Annotated in this window: 19 protein-coding genes and 1 riboswitch; of the genes, 11 read left to right on the top strand and 8 right to left on the bottom strand. The window is 73.2% G+C overall.

What is annotated here, in order from left to right; all coding sequences use genetic code 11:
• The first annotated feature begins 99 nt into the window (after positions 1-99).
• The 4 genes from ACWC9T_RS22630 (at position 100) to ACWC9T_RS22615 (ending at position 3891) form a co-directional block, all read left to right on the top strand.
• Entirely contained in the window at positions 100-1272 is a 1173-nt protein-coding gene (locus ACWC9T_RS22630; protein WP_449822854.1) for an ArsA-related P-loop ATPase, read from the top strand.
• Positions 1273-1365: 93 nt separating this feature from the next.
• Positions 1366-1779: a DUF5304 family protein gene (locus ACWC9T_RS22625; protein ID WP_449822853.1), complete on the top strand. Its 414-nt coding sequence runs from the start codon at positions 1366-1368 to the stop codon at positions 1777-1779.
• A 192-nt stretch (positions 1780-1971) separates the two neighbouring features.
• On the top strand, positions 1972-2916 hold the full coding sequence (locus ACWC9T_RS22620) for an ROK family glucokinase (RefSeq protein WP_449822852.1): 945 nt from the start codon (positions 1972-1974) through the stop codon (positions 2914-2916).
• A 237-nt stretch (positions 2917-3153) separates the two neighbouring features.
• Complete coding sequence (locus ACWC9T_RS22615) at positions 3154-3891, top strand: endonuclease/exonuclease/phosphatase family protein (protein WP_449822851.1); 738 nt, start codon at positions 3154-3156, stop codon at positions 3889-3891.
• Positions 3892-3894: 3 nt separating this feature from the next.
• On the opposite strand, the gene ACWC9T_RS22610 is transcribed toward ACWC9T_RS22615, so the two are convergent.
• Together ACWC9T_RS22610 and ACWC9T_RS22605 are read right to left on the bottom strand one after the other, a co-directional pair.
• Positions 3895-4656, bottom strand: coding sequence for a hypothetical protein (locus tag ACWC9T_RS22610; protein WP_449822850.1), 762 nt, complete (start codon positions 4654-4656; stop codon positions 3895-3897).
• 10 nt (positions 4657-4666) lie between these two features.
• Entirely contained in the window at positions 4667-5458 is a 792-nt protein-coding gene (locus tag ACWC9T_RS22605) for an alpha/beta hydrolase (protein ID WP_355673356.1), read from the bottom strand.
• 179 nt (positions 5459-5637) lie between these two features.
• Here ACWC9T_RS22605 and ACWC9T_RS22600 point away from each other — a divergent pair, with 179 nt between their 5' ends.
• The 3 genes from ACWC9T_RS22600 (at position 5638) to ACWC9T_RS22590 (ending at position 8727) form a co-directional block, all read left to right on the top strand.
• A complete protein-coding gene (locus ACWC9T_RS22600) occupies positions 5638-6462 on the top strand; it encodes a lysophospholipid acyltransferase family protein (protein WP_449822849.1) in 825 nt (274 codons plus the stop codon).
• Positions 6463-6496: 34 nt separating this feature from the next.
• Complete coding sequence (gene macS / locus ACWC9T_RS22595; RefSeq protein WP_449822848.1) at positions 6497-7726, top strand: MacS family sensor histidine kinase; 1230 nt, start codon at positions 6497-6499, stop codon at positions 7724-7726.
• A gap of 320 nt (positions 7727-8046) precedes the next feature.
• Positions 8047-8727 carry a response regulator gene (locus ACWC9T_RS22590; RefSeq protein WP_449822847.1) on the top strand — a complete coding sequence of 227 codons (681 nt, stop codon included), beginning with the start codon at positions 8047-8049 and terminating at the stop codon, positions 8725-8727.
• 42 nt (positions 8728-8769) lie between these two features.
• Here the strand turns inward: ACWC9T_RS22590 and ACWC9T_RS22585 are convergent, their stop codons facing one another.
• Positions 8770-10728, bottom strand: coding sequence for an anthranilate synthase family protein (locus ACWC9T_RS22585; protein WP_449822846.1), 1959 nt, complete (start codon positions 10726-10728; stop codon positions 8770-8772).
• 303 nt (positions 10729-11031) lie between these two features.
• Here ACWC9T_RS22585 and ACWC9T_RS22580 point away from each other — a divergent pair, with 303 nt between their 5' ends.
• Both ACWC9T_RS22580 and ACWC9T_RS22575 read left to right on the top strand, forming a co-directional pair.
• Entirely contained in the window at positions 11032-12381 is a 1350-nt protein-coding gene (locus ACWC9T_RS22580) for a class II 3-deoxy-7-phosphoheptulonate synthase (protein WP_355673361.1), read from the top strand.
• A 312-nt stretch (positions 12382-12693) separates the two neighbouring features.
• Complete coding sequence (locus tag ACWC9T_RS22575; protein ID WP_449822845.1) at positions 12694-12996, top strand: (2Fe-2S)-binding protein; 303 nt, start codon at positions 12694-12696, stop codon at positions 12994-12996.
• A gap of 21 nt (positions 12997-13017) precedes the next feature.
• On the opposite strand, the gene bfr is transcribed toward ACWC9T_RS22575, so the two are convergent.
• A complete protein-coding gene (gene bfr / locus ACWC9T_RS22570) occupies positions 13018-13497 on the bottom strand; it encodes a bacterioferritin (protein ID WP_449822844.1) in 480 nt (159 codons plus the stop codon).
• 231 nt (positions 13498-13728) lie between these two features.
• On the opposite strand from bfr, the gene ACWC9T_RS22565 reads away from it, so the two are divergent.
• Complete coding sequence (locus tag ACWC9T_RS22565) at positions 13729-14358, top strand: sulfite oxidase-like oxidoreductase (protein WP_449822843.1); 630 nt, start codon at positions 13729-13731, stop codon at positions 14356-14358.
• A 27-nt stretch (positions 14359-14385) separates the two neighbouring features.
• Here ACWC9T_RS22565 and pknB read toward each other — a convergent pair whose 3' ends face one another.
• The 4 genes from pknB to thiO form a co-directional block, all read right to left on the bottom strand.
• Entirely contained in the window at positions 14386-16161 is a 1776-nt protein-coding gene (pknB, locus tag ACWC9T_RS22560) for a Stk1 family PASTA domain-containing Ser/Thr kinase (RefSeq protein WP_449822842.1), read from the bottom strand.
• Between the two features lie 215 nt (positions 16162-16376).
• On the bottom strand, positions 16377-17174 hold the full coding sequence (locus ACWC9T_RS22555; RefSeq protein ID WP_449822841.1) for a thiazole synthase: 798 nt from the start codon (positions 17172-17174) through the stop codon (positions 16377-16379).
• A gap of 3 nt (positions 17175-17177) precedes the next feature.
• A complete protein-coding gene (gene thiS / locus ACWC9T_RS22550; protein WP_449822840.1) occupies positions 17178-17387 on the bottom strand; it encodes a sulfur carrier protein ThiS in 210 nt (69 codons plus the stop codon).
• Positions 17384-18559, bottom strand: coding sequence for a glycine oxidase ThiO (thiO, locus tag ACWC9T_RS22545; protein WP_449822839.1), 1176 nt, complete (start codon positions 18557-18559; stop codon positions 17384-17386). Before thiO ends, thiS begins: the two co-directional genes overlap by 4 nt.
• 3 nt (positions 18560-18562) lie before the next feature.
• A riboswitch (TPP riboswitch) is annotated at positions 18563-18675 on the bottom strand.
• A gap of 83 nt (positions 18676-18758) precedes the next feature.
• On the opposite strand from thiO, the gene ACWC9T_RS22540 reads away from it, so the two are divergent.
• A complete protein-coding gene (locus ACWC9T_RS22540) occupies positions 18759-19961 on the top strand; it encodes an NAD(P)/FAD-dependent oxidoreductase (protein WP_449822838.1) in 1203 nt (400 codons plus the stop codon).
• Positions 19962-19971: the final 10 nt, after the last annotated feature.

Below are 19971 nucleotides of genomic sequence, written 5' to 3'. Positions count from 1 at the left end.
CCGTCCCGGGGCGTGTCCTGCGGATCTTCGCCGGGTCCGCGGGCCTGATCCGACAAGATCCACAAGACGCGCCCTAGCGGCGGAAGGGGGCTGAACGGCATGACGGCGACACGCACCATCCTGGTCAGCGGCGACGCGGGCGCGCCCACCGTGGCCGCTGCCACCGCCCTGCACGCCGCGCGGCGCGGCCACCGCACCTGGCTGCTGGCCGCCGACGACCCGCACCGCGCCCTGGACTCCGCCCTCGGCACCCGCCTGGAACCCGAACCGCTCCGCTACGCACCGGGCCTGACCGTCTCCCGGATCGACGAGCAGGCAGCCTTCCGCTACGCCGTCGGCGAGCTGACCGGCCGACTCAAGCCCGCCCTCGACCTGCTCGGCGCCGAGCAGCTCGACCCCGAGGAGCTGACCGCCCTCCCCGGCATCGCCCGGCTCGCCCTGCTGCGCGCCCTGCCCGCCGCCGACCAGGACGTCCTGGTGGTCCTCGCCCCGCCGCCCGCCGAGCTGATCGCCACCCTCGCCCTGCCCGAGCAGCTGACCCGCTACCTGGACCGGCTGGTCCCCGAGCAGCGGCAGGCCGCCCGGGCGCTGCGCCCGCTGCTGGCCGGCCTGGCCGGCGTCCCGATGCCCGCCGAGTGGTTGTACGAGGGGCGCACCAAGGCCGCGGCGGTACTCGCCGAGTCCCGCGCCGCGATCAGCGACCCCGGCACCAGCGTGCGCCTGGTCGTCCCGGCCGACGGCCACCCGTACGAGGGGCTGCGCCGGATCCGGGCCGGGCTCGCGCTGTACGGCCACCGGCCGGACGCGATCGTGGTGCACGGCGCGCTGCCGCCCGCCGCCCTCGCCTCGCCCGACCCCTGGCTGGCCGAGCTGGCCCGCCGCCGCCGGGAGGAGCTGGACCGGCTCGCCGCCGACACCGACGCCCCGGTGCTGGTCTCCGGCCTGGCCGAGGGCACCCTGGAGGCGGTCGCCGACCACCTGTACGGGGACGGACCAGGCCCCGAGCGGCTCGCCCCCGAGCCCTGGACGGTCGAGGACCGGCTCGCCGAGGAGGGCCTGCTGGTCTGGCACCTCGACCTGCCCGGCGCCGACCGCGCCGAGCTGGACCTGGTCCGCCGGGGTGACGACCTGGTGGTCGGCCTCGGCGCCCACCGCCGGGTGCTCGCCCTGCCGGCCGCGCTGCGCCGCTGCACGGTGGCCGGGGCGGGGCTGCACGAGGGAGTGCTCTCGGTGCGGTTCGCCCCCGACCCTTCGCTCTGGCCGCAGGGCTGACGGACTTTCCGCTCTTTTCGGGCTGCCGGGCCGGTCGGGTAGCGTCGGGCCGGAGGGCCGCGGGGTGCGGCCACGGCTGAGGAGGCGCCCGCGATGACCAGCACCGACGACCGCACCGAGCCCGGCGACGACCGCAGCGGGTCGGACGGCGGGCAGTCCCACCCGTTCGGGCCGGAATTGGGCCCGCTGGTGGACGAGGTGCGCCGGTTCGCCACCGCCCTCGGCGAGAAGGCGCAGGAGACCAGCGCCACCACCCTGATCACCCTCTCCGGGCTGGCCGACCGCCTGCGCACCCAGCAGCCGGAGGTCTACTCCCACCTCGCCGCGGCCGGCTCCGGGCTGGCCGCCGCGGGCGCCGAGCTGCTGGCCGCGTACCGCGCCGCCGTGGCCGGGCACGAGCAGCGCTGGACGGCGGGGGAGGGGGCGTCGGTGGAGAAGATCGACCTCGATACGCCGGGCGCGGCCGAGGGGACCGGCGAGGCTGAGGGGCTGTCCGCCAAGCAGTGAATCCGTAAATTCCGCAGCGTGATCGCGCTGCGCTCGTACGTCACGAAGGGGGAGATTAGATACGACTTTTGAAGCGTCAGGGCCTGCTTGTCCCAAAAATGTCTTCGGATAATGTATGCGAGGCTGTGTACGGGAGCAGGGTTGGGCGGTACCGTTCCGTCCAGCGGGAACGAGTGAATAGCTGAGGGACACATGGCTCTGACCATCGGCGTCGATGTCGGCGGGACCAAGATCGCGGCAGGCGTGGTCGACGATGAGGGTGCGATCCTGGCCCGGACCCGGGTGCCCACCCCGGCCGACCCCCAGTGGGCGGTCGACGCCATCGCGCAGGCCGTGCGCGAGCTCAAGGAGCAGCACCCCGACGTCACCGCGGTCGGCGTCGGCGCCCCGGGCTTCGTCGACAGCAACCGGTCCACGGTGATCTTCGCGCCCAACATCGACTGGGAGAACGAGCCGCTGCGCGGCCGGGTCGAGGAGCTCACCGGTCTGTCCACGGTGGTCGAGAACGACGCCAACTGCGCCGCCTGGGCCGAGTTCCGCTTCGGCGCGGCCGCCGACCACCACGACATGGTGCTGATCACCGTCGGCACCGGCATCGGCGGCGGCATCGTCCTGGACGGCCGGCTGCACCGCGGCCGCTTCGGCGTGGCCGGCGAGATCGGCCACCTCAACATGGTCCCGGACGGTCTGCAGTGCGGCTGCGGCGGCAAGGGCTGCTGGGAGCAGTACGGCTCCGGGCGGGCACTGCGCCGCTACGGCCGGGAGAAGGCGGCGGCCGACCCGGTGCGCGGCCGGCGGATGCTGGAGCTCAACGACGGCGTCGCCGAGACCATCCGCGGCATCCACATCACCGAGGCGGCCGAGGAGGGCGACCCGCTCGCCCTGGAGTGCTACGCAGAGCTGGCCGACTGGCTGGGCCGCGGCATGGCCGACCTCGCCGCGCTGTTCGACCCGGGCGTCTTCGTCCTCGGCGGCGGCGTCTCCGACTCCGGCCGCCTGCTGCTCGACCCGGTCGCCAAGGCCTTCGAGCACTACCTGACCGGCGGGGTGCACCGCCCGCGCGCCGAGGTCGTGCTCGCCTCGATGGGCTCCGCGGCCGGCATCGTCGGCGCGGCGGACCTCGCCCGTACCGCCTAGCTGTTTACACCCCCCTTCGCCGCCGGGGCGCTCGTACCCGGTGCCGACGGTCGTCGGGCGCCGCGCTCCTCCTGCGTCAGGAGCTTGGCGCTCCCCCGTTCGGCGCCGGCGCGCCCCATCGGCTCAGGGGAACCTTCAAGCCCGCCGGCGGCGGTGCGACCGGGCCCCGACCAATCCCGGACGCGCCGCCGCCGTCGCATTACCGTCCTCCCTAGTGACACCGCACAGGGGGGCACCATGACCGTCGCACCGCCGCCACTCGGCCCGCGCCGACTGCGCCTGCTCAGCTACAACATCCGCTCACTGCGCGACGACCGCCGGGCGCTGGTGCGGGTGATCCGGGCCTGCGCGCCCGACCTGGTCTGCGTCCAGGAGTCACCGCGCTACTGGCGGCCCGAGGGCCAGGCCGCCTGGCTGGCCCGGAGCACCGGGACCGTGGTGCTGGCCGGCGGCGGACGCACCGCCGCCGGGCCGCTGCTGCTCGGCCGGCCCGGCACGGTCGAGGTGCTGGGCGTGCACGACCGGCTGCTGCCCAAGACCCGCGGCCTGCACGCGCGCGGCTTCGCCAGTGCTCTGCTGCGGCTGCCCGGCACGGCGCCGTTCACCGTCACCAGCTGCCACCTCAGTCTGGACGCCGAGGAGCGCCACGGGCAGTTCGAGCTGCTGCTCGACCAACTCGCCATCGCCGACCAGGGCATCGTGGCCGGGGACTTCAACGAGCACCCGGACGGGCCGGGCTGGCGGCTGCTGGCCTCGCGGCTGTGGGACGGGTACCCCACCGCGCCCTGGGGCGGGGAGTTCACCTCCGTCCCCGAGAACCCCTACCAGCGGATCGACGCCGTCTTCGCCACGCCCGGGATCACCGTCCTCGGCTGCGGGGTGCCGCACGGGCTGCCCGGCGTCACCGGGGCCGACCTGCGGGCCGCGACCGACCACCTGCCGGTGCTGGCCTTCCTCGAACTGCCCGAAGGCTAGGCCCTAGACGACCGCGCCGTGGTCCGGGTCCTCCGGCTCGTCCTCGTCGCGGTCCTTCATCCGGGCGACCAGGGTGACGAAGCCGCCGAGGAAGGCGGTGATCCCGACCCAGGCCGGCCAGCCGGAGATCTCCCGCCAGACCACCGCGTCGACCAGCAGCAGCGCCGGGCCGCCGAGCACGGCCAGCCAGGCGAACTTGGCGGTCACGTCGGCGGCGGGCAGCGGCGGGGGCTCCGGCGGGACGTAGTGCCCCTCGTCGGTCTCCTCGGCCAGCTCGAAGTCGCGCGGGCCGGAGGCGGCGGCCGGCAGGACGGGCCGACCGGAGCGGGAGCGGGGCTGCGGAGCCAGGTCGGAGAGGTCGTCCGGGGCGGCCTTGGGGCCGACGCCGTCCTTGAAGCCGCCCTTGAGCTCGTTCTGCGCCCGGAGGTTCTCGATCTCCGGCCAGTTGGGGTTGGTGAGGTCCACCGGGTCGTCGAACTGGGCCACCAGCGCGGCGAAGATCGCGTCCTGCTCGGCCTGGCTGCGTTCGGGAGTGTGGCGCGGGCGGGACTCCGCGGGGGCGGCGGCACCCGGTTCGGCGGGGCCCCCGGCGGGCTTCGCGGGCGCGGCCGCACCCGCCTCCGTACCGTCCGTCCCCGTACCGCCCGCCGGGCCACCCATGGCGCCGTCCCCCTGGACGGTGCCGTCCTTGGGCGCGCCGTCCGTCGGCGCGCCGTCCTCGCGGGGCTTCTCGTTCCCGCCGCCCGCCGTGCTGCTCTCGTGCACTTCCGGCCCTTCAGCCCTGGTGATCGTCGGATTCGGCCCTGCCCCCCGCCGCGTGCGCGGGGGCCAGCCGTCGGATGAAGTCCAGGCTCGCCGCGAATATTTCCGCCGCGTCGTGGTCCAGCGTCGCGACGTGGAAGCTGCGCTGGCACAGCCGCTCCGTCACATCGGTCGAGGATATCCGGGCCAGCACCAGTTCCGAGTTGGCCGGCGAGACGACGTGGTCCTGCGGACTGTGGAGCAGCAGCACCGGCTGGGTCACCTGCGGCAGCCGCCGCTGGACCTCCTGCCACAGCCTGGCCAGTGACCACGCGGCGTGCAGCGGGGTGCGGTCGTAGCCGAGCTCCGTCACGCCCGGCTTCCGGATGTCGTCGGTGATCCCGGGCAGGCTCGGGACGAGGTGCCGGAGCACCGGAAGCAGCACACTCGCGGGGTTGTCGGAGCGAACCGACGGGTTGACCAGCACCAGTCCGGACACCTTCGGGCCGTGCAGCGCGGCCAGCCGCAGCGCCAGTGCGCCGCCCATCGACAGCGCGCAGACGAAGACCTGCTCGCACTCCTCGGCCAGGGTCAGCAGCTCGCGCTCGACCTCGGCGTACCAGTCCTCCCACCGGGTGACCTGCATGTCCTGCCAACGCGTGCCGTGCCCCGGCAGCAACGGCAGCGAGACGGTGAACCCGGCCGCCGCCAGCTCCTCGGCCCACGGCCGCAGCGACTGCGGCGACCCGGTGAAGCCGTGGCACAGCAGCACTCCCACCGGTCCGCCGCGGTGGCGGTACGGTTCGGCGCCGGGCAGCAGCGACATGGCGGACTCCTTCGCGGGCGGGTGGCGCTGGGGGAGGGGACGCTTGATGAGGAAGAGCTGCAGGGATCCGCATCGTCCCACGCTCCGCGCCGGGACGTACACCCCCTGCGGCGGGGCCGGGCACAGCCGACGGCCGCGGGGCATTAGGATCGACCGGTCCGCATAACAGGAGGCCCGGGTTGTTCTACCGACTGATGAAGATGATCGTCGCGCCACTGCTTCGGATCTTCTTCCGGCCGTGGCTCGAGGGTGAGGAGAACATCCCCACCGAAGGCGCGGCGATCATCGCGAGCAACCACCTGTCCTTCTCGGACTCGTTCTTCTTCCCCGCGCTGATCAAGCGCCGGGTGACCTTCATCGCGAAGGCCGAGTACTTCAACACCCCGGGCCTCAAGGGCCGGCTGACCGCCGCCTTCTTCAAGGGCGTCGGCCAGCTGCCGGTGGACCGCTCGGGCGTGCGCGGCGCCGGCGAGGCCGCGATCCGCAGCGCCATCGCGGTGCTGGACCGCGGTGAGCTGTTCGGCGTCTACCCCGAGGGCACCCGCTCGCCCGACGGCAAGCTCTACCGCGGCAAGGTCGGCGGCCTGGCCCGCGTCGCGCTGGCCACCGGCGCCCCGGTCATCCCGGTCGCCATGATCGACACCGAGAAGGTGCAGCCGCCCGGCCAGGTGATCCCGAACTTCGGCATCCGCCCGGGCATCCGGATCGGCCGCCCACTGGACTTCTCCCGCTACCACGGCATGGAGAACGACCGCTTCATCCTCCGTTCGGTGACGGACGAGGTGATGTACGAGATCATGCGGCTCTCCGGCCAGGAGTACGTGGACATCTACGCGACCGCCGCCAAGCGGCAGATCGCGGAGGAGAAGAAGAAGGCCGACGCCGAGCGCCGCGCGGCCGCCAAGGCCGAGAAGGCGGAGGCCGCCGAGGCGGAGAAGGCGGAGAAGGCCGCCGAGGCCGACGGCGCCGACAAGCAGGAGCACAAGGAGGCCGGGTCGGCCTGACCGACCCGGGCCGGGTCCGGGGAGGGGCTGGGGGATGGCGGAGGGCGTGAGAGCCAGCACGGTCGGCGGCACGGTGGCGGCCGGCGGGATGTCCGTCGAACTCCCGCTGTGGAGGGCCATCTCCTACTTCCGGGTGCTGGCCCTGTGCTACGCGCTGCTGCGATACTTCAACTCCTACCTGCACTTCCTGCACCCGGTCGCCGGCTGGATCTTCCTCGGCGCGCTCACCCTGTGGACGCTCGCCAGCACCCGGGCCTTCGCCAACCCGCAGCGCTGCACCTGGTTCGTGCTGGGCTTCGACCTCACCCTGGCCGTGACCGGCATCGTGCTGAGCGGGATGACCGACGCCCCGGCCCGGATCAGCCACGGCGCGCCCACCCTGCCGACCATCTGGGCGGCGGGAACGGTGCTCGGCTTCGCCGCCAAGGGCGGCTGGCGCCCCGCGGCGGCGGCCGGCTCGGTGATCGGTGTGGCCAACATCCTCGGCCACGGCGGGCCGACCGGCGACAACATCCACAACATCGTGCTGCTGCTGGTGGCCGGGATCGCGATCGGGTACGTGATCGAGCTGGCCCGCGCCAGCGAGGCCACCCTGACCCGGGCGCTCCAGGTCGAGGCGGCCACCCGGGAACGCGAGCGGCTCTCCCGGGACATCCACGACGGCGTGCTGCAGGTGCTCGCGCTGGTCCAGCGCCGGGGTGCGGAGCTGGGCGAGGGTGCCGGCGGCGGTGCGGACTTCGCCGAGCTGGGCCGGCTCGCCGGTGAGCAGGAGCGCGCGCTGCGGGCGCTGATGACCGGCGGCCCGATCCCGGCCCAGCGGGCCGTGGACCTGCCGGAAGCCGCCGCCGACGAGCCGGGCGACCTCACCGTGCTGCTGCGCCGGTACGCCGACGAGCGGATCACGCTCTCCGCTCCCGGCACCCCGGTGCTGCTGCCGGGCCCGGCGGCCGGCGAACTGGCCGCGGCGGTCGGCGCGGCCGTGGACAACGTGCGCAGGCACGCGGGGGAGCGGGCCCGGGCCTGGATCCTGGTGGAGGACGAGCCGGAGGCCGTCACCGTCAGCATCCGCGACGACGGGCCGGGCTTCGCCCCCGGTCGGCTCGGCGAGGCGGAGCGGGCCGGGCGGCTCGGCGTCTCCCAGTCCATCCGCGGCCGGCTGCTGGACCTCGGCGGCACGGCCGAGCTGTACTCGGCGCCCGGGGAGGGCGTCGAGGTCGAACTGCGCGTCCCGAGGAAGGGTTCTGTTGACCTCCGCCCCGCGTGAACACGGGGAGTTCCGACCCTCACGGGTTGGGTTTTCTGTTTCACAGCCGTTTGCCGACCTGGGATTACCGGCGGAGGGACGGCGTGCCGCCCATCGGACTTACATCAGCTCCACAGACTTGACGTCCCGCCGGCCCGGCGGTAGGCCCGGTCGGCTTGGTTTTCGCCGACCGGGCACGACCGGCGCTACAGCTGCTTGGAGCCGCTCGGTGCCGGTTCGGCGGTGTTTCACCCAAACGGGCGAAACAGCGCTTCTGGCCAAGCTCGTAGGAGACCGGATTTCTTCCCTCGGCCGAAGCCGGGGTTCCTCGGAGGTGACTGATGACCGATCAGCCGACGACTGACCGGCCGGTGCGGGTGATGGTGGTGGACGACCACCCGATGTGGCGGGACGCCGTCTCGCGCGACCTGGCCGAGTCCGGGCTGGACGTGGTGGCCACGGCGGGCGACGGCGAGGAGGCCGTGCGCCGCGCCCGCGCCTGCTCGCCGCAGGTCGTCGTGCTGGACCTCAACCTGCCGGGCCTGCCCGGCGCCGAGGTCTGCCGCCAGGTGGTCGCGCACGACCCGGCGGTGCGGGTGCTGGTGCTGTCGGCCAGCGGTGAGCACCAGGACGTGCTGGAGGCCGTGAAGTCCGGCGCCACCGGGTACCTGGTGAAGTCGGCCGGGCGGGACGAGCTGCTGGACGCGGTGCGCCGGACGGCCGTCGGCGATGCGGTGTTCACCCCGGGCCTGGCCGGGCTGGTGCTCGGCGAGTTCCGCCGGCTGGCCGCGGAGCCGGCCCCGGCCTCGGCGCCGGCCGTCCCCCAGCTGACCGCCCGGGAGACCGAGGTGCTGCGGCTGGTGGCGAAGGGTCTGTCCTACCGGCAGATCGCCGACCGGCTGGTGCTGTCGCACCGTACGGTGCAGAACCACGTGCAGAACACGCTGGGGAAGCTGCAGCTGCACAACCGGGTGGAGCTGGTCCGGTACGCGATCGAGCAGGGGCTGGACGAGGAGCTGTGAGGCGGGTACCGGGCGCGCGCCGCCCAGGACCCGCCCAACTCCTCAGCGCCGTACGGTCGTTGCCTGCTTCAGCAGGGCCGCCACGATGTCCACGCCGTCCCGGGTGAGCACCGACTCCGGATGGAACTGCAGGCCGGCGAAGCCGGGGCCGCGCAGGGCGTGGACGTCGCCGGTGACGGCGTCCCGGGCGACCTCGACGCCCCCGGCGGCCAGCCGGGCCGCGTCGGCGTCCGAGCAGCGCGCGGTGAAGGTGTTGTAGAAGCCGACCCTCCGCCGGCTGCCGAACAGGTCGATGCTCTCCTGCGCCCCCTGGTACGGGACGGCCTTGCGGCCCAGCGCGAGCCCGAGCTCGGCGGAGAGCAGCTGGTGACTGAGGCAGACCGCGAGCAGCGGCGCGGTCCGGGCGCCGGAGCGGACGGCGGCCAGGGCGTCCGCGACGATCGGGCGCAGCACCGCCATCTTGGGGTCGTCGGTGAGTGCCGGATCGCCCGGGCCGGGGCCGAGCACCAGCGGGCCGCGGTGTGCGGCGACCAGCTCGCGCAGGCCCGGCTCGTCGTAGCGGACCACGGTGACCCGGTGGCCGAGTGAGGTCAGCAGGTGGGCGAGCATCGAGGTGAAGGTGTCCTCGCCGTCCACGACCAGGGTCGGTTCGGTCTCGGTGACCTCGGACGGCGACTGCATCCGCAGCCAGAACGGGGCGAGGTCGGCCCGGCGGGAGTCGAGCGCGGCCTGCACCCGGTGGTTGTCGGCGTGCCGGGGCCCGGTGGGGCTGGGCAGCCGGGCGGGGGCGGGTCGGGCGCCGATCGCGGTGAGCACCCCGGCGGCCTTGGCGTGGGTCTCGGCCACCTCGGACTCCGGGACGGAGTGCCGGACCAGGGTCGCGCCGACCCGGACGACCAGCTGCCCGGTGGCCGGGTCGATGTCGGCGGTGCGGATGCAGATCGGCGAGTCCAGCAGCTGCCCGCCGCTCGCGGAGCGGCCGATCAGGGCGAGCGCGCCGGAGTAGTAGCCGCGCCCGGTGGGCTCGTAGCGCTTGATCACCCGGGTGGCGTTCTGCACCGGGCTGCCGGTCACGGTGGCGGCGAACATCGTCTCGCGCAGCACCTCGCGGACGTCCATGGAGGTCTGCCCGCGCAGCTCGTACTCGGTGTGGGCGAGGTGGGACATCTCCTTGAGCCGGGGCCCGAGCACCTGGCCGCCGAGGTCGCCGACCGTGCACATCATCTTGAGCTCTTCGTCGACCACCATGGTCAGCTCCTCCAACTCCTTGGGGTCGTGCAGGAATTGGAGCAGCGAGTCGAGGTCGGCGCCGCCGGCCGGATAGCGGTAGGTGCCGGAGATCGGGTTCATCACGACGGTGCCGCCGCTCTGCCGGACGTGCACCTCGGGGGATGCGCCGACCAGGCAGCGACCAGGCTCGCCGCCGGCAGGACGTTCCCCGGTGTGGACCAGGAAGGTCCAGTAGGCGCCGCGCTCCTGCTCCAGCAGCCGCCGGAACAGCGAGAGGGCCAGCTCGGGGGAGAAGTCGTCCAGCGTGGCGTGGAAGTCGCGCCGGATCACGAAGTTGGCGCCCTCGCCGTTGCCGATCTCGTCCTCGATCACCCGGCGGACGATCGACGCGTACTCGGCGTCGTCGACGTCGAAGGCGCCGCCGGTCAGCGACACCGGCAGGTGCGGCAGGGCGGCGGTGAAGTCGGCCAGCGGCAGCGCGTACTGCTCGGCCACCGCGAGGGCCTGCAGCGGGGTGCCGTCGTCGTGCGCCTCGAAGCCGCGTTCGCGGATCTGCCGGTACGGGACGAGCGCGAGCAGGTCGTGGACCGGGCCGGCCGACGGGATGCCGCTGCGGACCGGCAGGTCGGAGAGGCGGTCGTAGCTGCCGACGGTGCCCAGCAGCACCTCGACGGTGTCCGGGGCATGCCGGGGGGTGCGGCGGTGCAGCAGGGCGAAGGCCGGGGCGCCGGGGGCGGTGAGGCGGGCGAGCAGCTCGGCGGGGGTGGTCACGAGTACGGCTTCCTTCCGGGGAGGAATGGCGAGGGCGGGACTGGGTTCCGCTCCCGGAGGGCCGTCTGCTCAGACGCCGACGGCCGCCCCGAGGGGCGGCCGTCGTGTTCGTCTAGGAACGCGCGATCTGTGGGCCACCCATGGGGGAGGCCCACCACCAGGAACGGGTGTGGGGCGCGTGCATGGGTCGAGCGTATCGGATGCTGCCGACCGGGTGAGGCCGCGACCGGCTTTGTCCGAGACGTGTCTCATCCCTCGGGCAATGGTCACGAATCGCGCGTGCCACCCCGTAGCCTTGGCGATGTGACCGCAACGACTGAGACATCTAGGACTGGCCACTCCTGGCAGTCCCTGCCCGCGGCGCAGCAGCCTGAATGGCCGGACCACGAGGCTCTGCGCAAGACCCTTGCTGAGCTCTCCTCCTATCCGCCCCTCGTCTTCGCCGGCGAGTGTGACCAGCTGCGCGCCCGGCTCGGTGCCGTGGCACGCGGGGAGGCCTTCCTCCTCCAGGGCGGCGACTGCGCCGAGGCCTTCGACGGCGTTTCGGCCGAGCACATCCGCAACAAGCTGAAGACCCTGCTGCAGATGGCCGCCGTGCTGACGTACGCGGCCTCGGTTCCGGTCGTGAAGGTCGGCCGGATCGCCGGTCAGTACTCCAAGCCGCGCTCCAAGTCGACCGAGACCCGTGACGGCGTGACCCTGCCGGTCTACCGCGGCGACTCGGTGAACGGCTTCGAGTTCACCCCCGAGTCCCGCATCCCGGACCCGGAGCGCCTGAAGCGGATGTACAACGCCTCCGCGGCGACGCTCAACCTGGTGCGCGCCTTCACCACCGGTGGTTACGCCGACCTGCGCCAGGTGCACGCCTGGAACCAGGACTTCGTGCGCAACTCGCCGGCCGGTCAGCGCTACGAGCAGCTCGCCCGGGAGATCGACAACGCCCTGGCGTTCATGAACGCCTGTGGTGTGGCGCCGGAGGAGTTCAAGACCGTCGAGTTCTACTCCTCGCACGAGGCGCTGATCCTCGACTACGAGACCGCGCTGACCCGCGTGGACTCGCGCACCGGCGACCTGTACGACGTCTCCGGCCACATGGTGTGGATCGGTGAGCGCACCCGCCAGCTGGACCACGCGCACATCGAGTTCGCCTCCAAGATCCGCAACCCGATCGGGGTCAAGCTCGGCCCGACCACCTCGGTGGACGAGGCGCTCACCCTGATCGAGAAGCTGGACCCGGAGCGCGAGCCCGGCCGCCTCACCTTCATCACCCGGATGGGTGCGGGCAAGATCCGCGACCACCTGCCCACCCTGGTGGACAAGGTCACCGCCTCCGGTGCCAAGCCGGTGTGGATCTGCGACCCGATGCACGGCAACACCTTCGAGGCGTCCAGCGGTCACAAGACCCGCCGCTTCGATGACGTGCTGGACGAGGTCAAGGGCTTCTTCGAGGTGCACCGCGCGCTCGGCACCCACCCGGGCGGCATCCACGTGGAGCTGACCGGCGACGACGTCACCGAGTGCGTCGGCGGCGGCGACGAGGTCCTGGTGGACGACCTGCACCAGCGCTACGAGACGGCCTGCGACCCGCGGCTCAACCGCAGCCAGTCGCTGGACCTGGCGTTCCTGGTGGCGGAGATGTACCGCGGCCAGTAGGTCCTGCCAGCGTCCCGCCCCGAGCCGAAGGGCCGCGCCGGTGCCGAAGGCGACGAGCGACTGGCGACGAAGGAGCGCCGGAGCGTGGGCGCACCTCCCGGCCGCCAGGCCGGGGGAGAGCGTCGGCCCGGGGCAGGAGCGGCTCGGAAGCGAGCGGGCGAGCAACTGTGACGAAGGCCCCTCCGGATTCGGGACTCCCGAGCCCGGAGGGGCTTTTTCACACGCGGATCGCCAGGTAAGGTGAGGCTTAGCGAACTAAGGCAAACCTTAGTCAAGATCCACTCCGCGCGCTTCACCCCGGGAGAGACCGCGATGTACGTGTGCATGTGCCATGCGGTCACCGAGGACCAGGTGAAGATGGCGATCGACGGGGGTGCCAGCACCCCTCGCCAGATAGCCAAGGGCTGCAAGGCCGGCACGGACTGCGGGTCCTGCGTCCGCCGGATCCAGGCGCTGCTCGGCGAGCACGGCGCCCGGCCCTGCCCGACCGCCCGGCTGGCCGCGAAGCTCGGCCTCGACCCGGAGGTCCGGGCCGCCCCCGCCGCTCCGGCCTCGACCGCGGCCCCGGCGTCGATGGCGCCGAACGCCCCGGTGGTCCCGCTGCGGGTGGCCTGAGCCGGTAGCCGGGGGCGGGTCTCAGGACTCCGGCTGCTCGATCACCTGGGCGATGTAGAGCGCCTCGCCGAGCTTGTCCAGGAGCTCCAGCTGGGTGTCGAGGTAGTCGATGTGGTGCTCCTCGTCCGCCAGGATGGACTCGAAGATGTTCGCCGAGGTGACGTCGTTCTTGGCCCGCATCACCACGATCCCGCGCTTGAGCCGGTCGATCGCCTCGACCTCGATCTGGCGGTCCGCCTCGAACATCTCCTTGACCGTCTGGCCGATCCGGACGTGGAACAGCCGCTGGTAGTTGGGCAGACCGTCCAGGAGCAGGATCCGGTCGGTGAGCGTCTCGGCGTGCTTCATCTCGTCGAACGATTCGTGCCGGGTGTACTCGGCGAGCTTCGTCCAGCCGAAGTTCTCCTGCATCTTGGCGTGCAGGAAGTACTGGTTGATCGCGGTGAGCTCGGCCGTGAGCTGCTCGTTGAGGAACTCGATGACCTCCGGGTCGCCCTGCATGGTGCTGCCTCCCTGCGCTACGTCCTGCGGTGAGTCCTGCGTTGCGCATCCTGGCACCGCATTGGGAGGAAATTCCAGTAAGTTCACACTCACCATGAGATGTGGCGGAATGCCCGATTTGGGGCGAACTCAAGGGGTGTGCGATCGACCATTGGTCCGTGCGGACGGGGCGTGAACCGCGCGTGAAGGGGCGCGCGCTGTGGCTTGGCCGCCGTCTGTCACCATGGAGCCATGGGTCAGTCCGAACAAGAGCAGCTTCCGCCGTCTGACCCGAGGCTCCCCCCGGGGCAGCACGCGCAGCGCGGCTGGCCCGCCCTGCACTACGGGCCGGTGCCCCGCTTCAAGCCCCTGACCTGGGACCTCCAGGTGTTCGGCGCCACCTCCTCGGCGGAGAAGCGCAGCTGGGACTTCGAGGCCTTCAACGCCCTGCCGCGCACCACCGTGGTCGCGGACCTGCACTGCGTCACCAAGTTCTCGCTGCTCGGCAACGAGTGGACGGGCGTGCCCGCCGCCGTCCTGCTCGACCTGGTGCCCCCGGCGCCCGGCGTCACCCACGTCATGGTCTGGGCCGAGTACGGCTACAGCGCCAACCTGCGGCTGGCCGACTTCGCCGACGAGCACACCCTGCTCGCCACCCACCGCAACGGCGAGGCGCTCACCGCCGAGCACGGCTTCCCGGTCCGGCTGGTGGTCCCGCGGCTCTACGCCTGGAAGGGGCCCAAGTGGGTGCGCGCGGTGGAGTACATGCGGGCCGACCGGCGCGGCTTCTGGGAGGAGCGCGGCTACCACAACCTGGCCGATCCCTGGCGCGAGCAGCGCTACTCCTACCAGGAGGAGCCGGGCGACGGGCCGCTCCGCTGAGGCGCGACGTCGTCCAGGGGAACTCGCTCAGAAGAGGGAGAAGTTGACCGTCACCACGGTCTTCTGCGGGTGCCGCTCGCCGGCCGCCGGGGACTGGCTGCCCACCTTGCCGATGCCGAGGGTCCAGTCGGTGGAGGCCTTCATGGTGAAGCCCGCCGCCTGGAGTGCCTTCTGCGCGTCGTCCCGGCTCATCCCGGTGACGTCCGGGACCGGCACCATGCCCTTGCTGACCACCAGCGAGACCGCGGCGTTCTCCTGCAGCAGCTGCCCGGCCGCCGGCGAGCTGCTGATCACCGAGCCCTCCGGCACGCCGTCGCTGTAGGTCTGCGTCACGGCGCCCTTGGTCAGCTGGGCGGCGGCCAGCGCGGCGGCCGCGTCGTCCGCGCTCTTGCCGGTGACGTCCGGCACCGCGATCCGCTTGGGGCCCTTGGAGACGGTGACCGTCACCGAGTCGCTCTTGCGGGTGCGTGCGCCCACCCCGGGGTCGGTGGAGATCACCTGCCCGGCCGGGACGGACTCGCTGTACACCTCGACGAACTTGCCGTGCATGCCCTCCTTGTCCAGGATCCGCTGGGCCTCGCCCCGGTCCTTGCCGAGCATGCCCGGCACCGAGCCGTACAGCCCCTCGGAGATCCCGTAGGTGGCGCCGCCGACCGCCATCACCAGGGCGGTCAGCGCGGCGGCCCAGATCATCGGCTTGCGCGGGAGGCGGCGCAGCCGGCTCGGCCGGCGGGACCGGACCGGGGTCGGCTCGTCGTACGGGCGCGGTTCGACCAGCAGCTGGTCCATCAGCTCCGCTGGCACGTCCAGCACGCTGGTGCGCTCCGGCGGCGGAGGGGCGTCGGCGGGCCGGGGCAGCGGCTGGATCACCGAGGTCGGTTCGCTGGTCGGGTAGCGCGGGCTGGGCCGGGTGGAGGCGGGCGGTTCGGCGTCCAGCTCCTCCGGGGTGAGGGTGCGGCGGACCCGTTGGAGGGCGGCGAGCAACTCGACCGCGTCGTACGGGCGGGCGTCGGCGGCCCGGGCGCAGGCGCTGGCCACTATGGCGTCCAGCGCCGGGGCGACGGCGGGGGCCACCAGCGAGGGGGCGGGGACGTCCTCGTGCAGGTGCTTGTACATCACCTGGACGGGGTTGTCGCCGGTGTGCGGGCGACGGCCGGTGAGCATCTCGTACAGTAGGATGCCGGCCGCGTAGACGTCCACCCGCTGGTCGGTGGGGGCGTCCGGGAGGATCTGCTCCGGGGCCAGGTAGGAGACGGTGCCCATCACGGTGCCGCCAGTGGCGGTGCTGGTCGAGGTGGGCGCGCCGTCGGCGCTGCCGAGCACCCGGACCAGGCCGAAGTCGGCGACCTTGACCAGGCCGCTCTCGGTGATCAGCACGTTCTCGGGCTTGACGTCCCGGTGGACCAGCCCGGCCCGGTGGGCGGCGCCGAGGGCGGCGAGCACCGGCTCCAGGACGTCCAGCGCGGCCCGCACCGACAGGGCGCCGCGGTCGCGCAGCAGGTCGCGCAGGGTGCGGCCGGGGACGTACTCCATGGCGAGGAAAACGTTTCCGCCGTCCGCGCCCTGGTCGAAGACGTTGACCACATTGGGGTGGGTGAGCTTGGCGACCGCCTTGGCCTCGCGGATGAAGCGGGCGGTGAAGCCCTCGTCCCCGGCGAGCTGGGGGTGCATCACCTTGAGGGCGACCACCCGGTCCAGCCGGGTGTCGGTGCCCTTGTAGACGGTGGACATCCCGCCGGTCGCGATGCGCTGCTCGACCCGGTACCTGTTGTCGAGCAGGGTACCGATCAGGGGATCTGACAATGCGTGCACCATTGGACTACCATCGGTGACCTGTCTGCGGGCGGCGGTCCGGGCTTGGCCCTCATGAGGGTCTTCGGATCCGGGTGAGAAGCCCTCTCGCTTGCGAGGGGGAGGAGTCACGTCCACCCGGCGAGTCTAGTGAGGTGTGGACCGGAAGACCCCGGAGGACATCGCCTCCGGGGCCATCTGTGCCCGGCTTGTGACGCGTCGTGCCCCTAGAACGCCGGACGCTCGCGGGTGTCGAGGTCGGCGCGGCCGGCCATCGCGGAGGAGGCCTCGGCGTGGAAGCGGCGTGGGATGCGGCCGGCCCGGCGGGCGAGCCGGCCGGCCTCGGCGGCGTGCCGCATCGCCTCGGCCATCAGCACCGGGTCCTGAGCGCGGGTCACCGCGGAGGCGAGCATCACCGCCGAGCAGCCCAGCTCCATCGCCAGCGCGACGTCGGAGGCGGTGCCGGCGCCCGCGTCCAGGATCACCGGGACGCCCGCGCTCTCCACGATGAGCTGGAAGTTGTGCGGGTTGCGGATGCCCAGGCCGGAGCCGATCGGCGAGCCCAGCGGCATGATCGCCGCACAGCCGACGTCCTCCAGCTTGCGGGCCAGCACCGGGTCGTCGTTGGTGTACGGGAGCACGGTGAAGCCGTCGTCGACCAGGGTCTCGGCGGCGTCCAGCAGCTCGATCGGGTCGGGCAGCAGGGTGCGCTCGTCGGCGATCACCTCCAGCTTCACCCAGTCGGTGCCGAGCGCCTCGCGGGCCAGTCGGGCGGTCAGCACCGCCTCGCCGGCGGTGAAGCAGCCGGCCGTGTTGGGCAGCACCCGGATGCCGTTGCGGGTCAGCACGTCCAGGACGGAGCCCTGGGTGGTGGCGTCGACCCGGCGCATGGCCACCGTGGTCAGCTCGGTGCCGGAGGCGAGCAGCGCGCGCTCCAGGATCTCCAGGCTGGGCGCGCCGCCGGTGCCCATGATCAGCCGGGAGGAGAAGGTCGTCCCGGCGATGGTGAGAAGGTCGTCGGCCATGGCTCAGCCTCCCTGGACGGCGGTGAGGATCTCGACCCGGTCGCCGCTGTTCAGCGGCGTGTCGGACCACGAACTGCGAGGTACCACGGCCTCGTTGAGGGCGGCGGCGACTCCGGTGTTGGCCTTGCTGACGGTGGCCACCACCTCGGCGAGGGTCGTGGCGGCGGGCAGCCGGCAGGGCTCGCCGTTGACGGTCAGGGCGATCTCGGTCATGCGGAGGCCTTCGTGGTGGAGTGGTCGGGGGAGAACCGGGTGGGCGTGAACGGCCTTGCGAGGTCCGGGACTTCTCCGGTGTCCAGATACTCGGCGACCAGGTCGGCGGTCACCGGGGTGAGCAGCACGCCGTTGCGGTAGTGACCGGTGGCCGCGACCAGTCCGGGCAGCGGGGTCGGGCCGAGCAGCGGGGCGTTGTCCGGCGAGCCGGGGCGCAGCCCGGCGGCGGTCTCCACGAGTGGGAGTTCCGTGATACCCGGCACCAACTCGTGGGCGTCGCGCAGGAGTTCGTACACACCGCCGGCGGTGACGGTGGTGTCGTAGCCCTGCTCCTCGGTGGTCGCGCCGATCACCAGCTCACCGTTCTCGCGCGGCACCAGGTACAGGTGCTGGCCGCGCACCACCGCGCGGACGTTGCGGGAGAGGAACGGCCGGTAGGCGTCGGGGATTCGGAGCCGCAGCACCTGCCCCTTCACCGGGCGGATCGCGGGCAGCACGCCCTTGGGCAGTCCGGGCAGCCGGTGGCTGTGCGGTCCCGCGGCGAGCACGATCTGATCGGCGGTCACCGTCTCCCCGGTGCTGAGCCGGGCGCCGGCCGCGCGGCCGTCCTCGACCAGCAGCTCGACGGCCTCGGCGCGCCGCCCGACGACGCCCGCGCGCTCACCGGCCAGCAGCAGTGCGGTGAGCAGCCGCCGGGGATCCACCTGGTGGTCGTTCGCGACGTGCAGGCCGCCGCGCACGCCGGGGGCCAGCATCGGCTCCAGCCTGCGGGCCTCCCGGCCGGTCAGCCAGCTCGACTCCAGGCCGAGCCGCTGGTGGAAGGCGTGCAGTTCGCGCAGTTCCTCGCGGTCGTCGGAGTCCAGCGCGACGGCGATCGTGCCGCACCGGCGATAGCCGGTGTCCTCGCCGCCGCTCGCCTCGGTGAGCTCGGCGGCGAAGGCCGCGTACCGCTCGTTCGAGGCCATGCCGAGGCGCAGCAGCGGCTCCTCGCCGTACTGCAGCTCGGTGACCGGGGCGAGCATCCCGGCCGCGACTGCGGCAGCCCCGCGGCCGGGGGAGGGGTCGACCACGATCACGTTCCGCAGACCGCGCTGCGCGGCGCGCCATGCGACGGCGAGGCCGACGATGCCCCCGCCGATCACCAGCACGTCGGCGTGGGCGCCTGATGGCAAGCGTGACAAAGCTGCTCTTCTCCCTTCGCCGGTATGACCCGGATCAGGTTCGGACGGTCGCGGGCCGTGTCAGCCCGCCTCTCAGCCCGGTACGCCGGGCTCCCGTGTGGTGCACCCACCTTAACGCCGGGGGTCGGCCCGGCCGAAGGGCCGTGGGAGGGGTGGACGGCCGCCGGGTGCCCGTGCGGCGCTGAGTACAGTGACGGGCGTGGCAGAGCTGAGCGGAACGGATCGGGTGGTCGTCGTCGGAGCCGGGCTGGCCGGGGCGCAGTGCGCCCTGAAGCTGCGGCAGGGCGGCTGGCGGGGGCGGATCACACTGGTCGGTGAGGAGCCGCACGCGCCGTACGACCGGCCGCCGCTCTCCAAGGACGTGCTGCTCGGCAAGGCCGACGCCACCACCTTGGACATCGACTACGGGCAGCTCGGCATCGAACTGCTCACCGGCCGCCGCGCCACCGGCCTCACCCCCGGCGTGCTGCACACCGACGGCGGCGACCTCCTGTACGACTCGCTGGTGATCGCCACCGGCGCTGTCCCGCGCGCCCTGCCCGGCGCCGAGCGCGCGCACCTGCTGCACACCCTGGACGACGCGCTGGCGCTGCGCGTGCTGCTGCGCCCGGGGCTGCGACTGGTGCTGGTCGGCGCGGGCTGGATCGGTGCCGAGGTGTCCACCGCCGCGCGGCAGGCCGGCTGCGAGGTGACCGTGGTCGAGGCCGGCCCGGCGCCGGTGCCGGGCGCGCTGCCGACCGAGGTCGGCTCGGCGATGGCCGCCTGGTACGCCGAGGCCGGGGTCGAGCTGCGCTGCGGGGTCGGCGTGGCCGCCGTCGAGCCGGGGGCGGTGCTGCTCGCGGACGGCTCGCACCTGCCCGCCGACGAGGTGGTGGTCGGCGTCGGCGCCCGGCCCGCGACCGGTTGGCTGGCCGGCTCGGGCATCGAGCTGGACGGGACCGGCGCGGTCGTGGTGGACGAGGGACTGCGCACCAGCCTGCCCGGTGTCTTCGCGGCCGGGGACTGCGTCAGCTACCCGTCGGCCCGCTCCGGCGTCCGGCTGGCCGTCCAGCACTGGGACCACGCGCTGCAGTCGGGCGACGCCGCGGCCGCCGCCGTGCTCGGGGCGGACGCGCCGTACGACCCGGTGCCGTACTTCTGGTCCGAGCAGTTCGGGCGGATGGTCCAGTACGCCGGCCGGCACGCCGAGGGGGACGAGCTGCTGTGGCGCGGCAGCCCGCAGGACGCCTCCTGGTCGGTGCTCTGGCTGCGCGACGGGGTGCCGAGCGCGCTGCTGGCCGTGGACCGCCCGCGTGACCTGACCCAGGGGCGGAAGCTGATCGAGCGCGGTACGGCGCTGGACCCGGCCCGCGCGGCGGACCCGAACGTGCCGCTGAAGGCTGCCACCAGCTAGGGGGCATGTG

This window comes from Kitasatospora sp. NPDC001159 (assembly GCF_053598235.1).
This window is presented reverse-complemented; position numbering and strand designations above follow the sequence as displayed.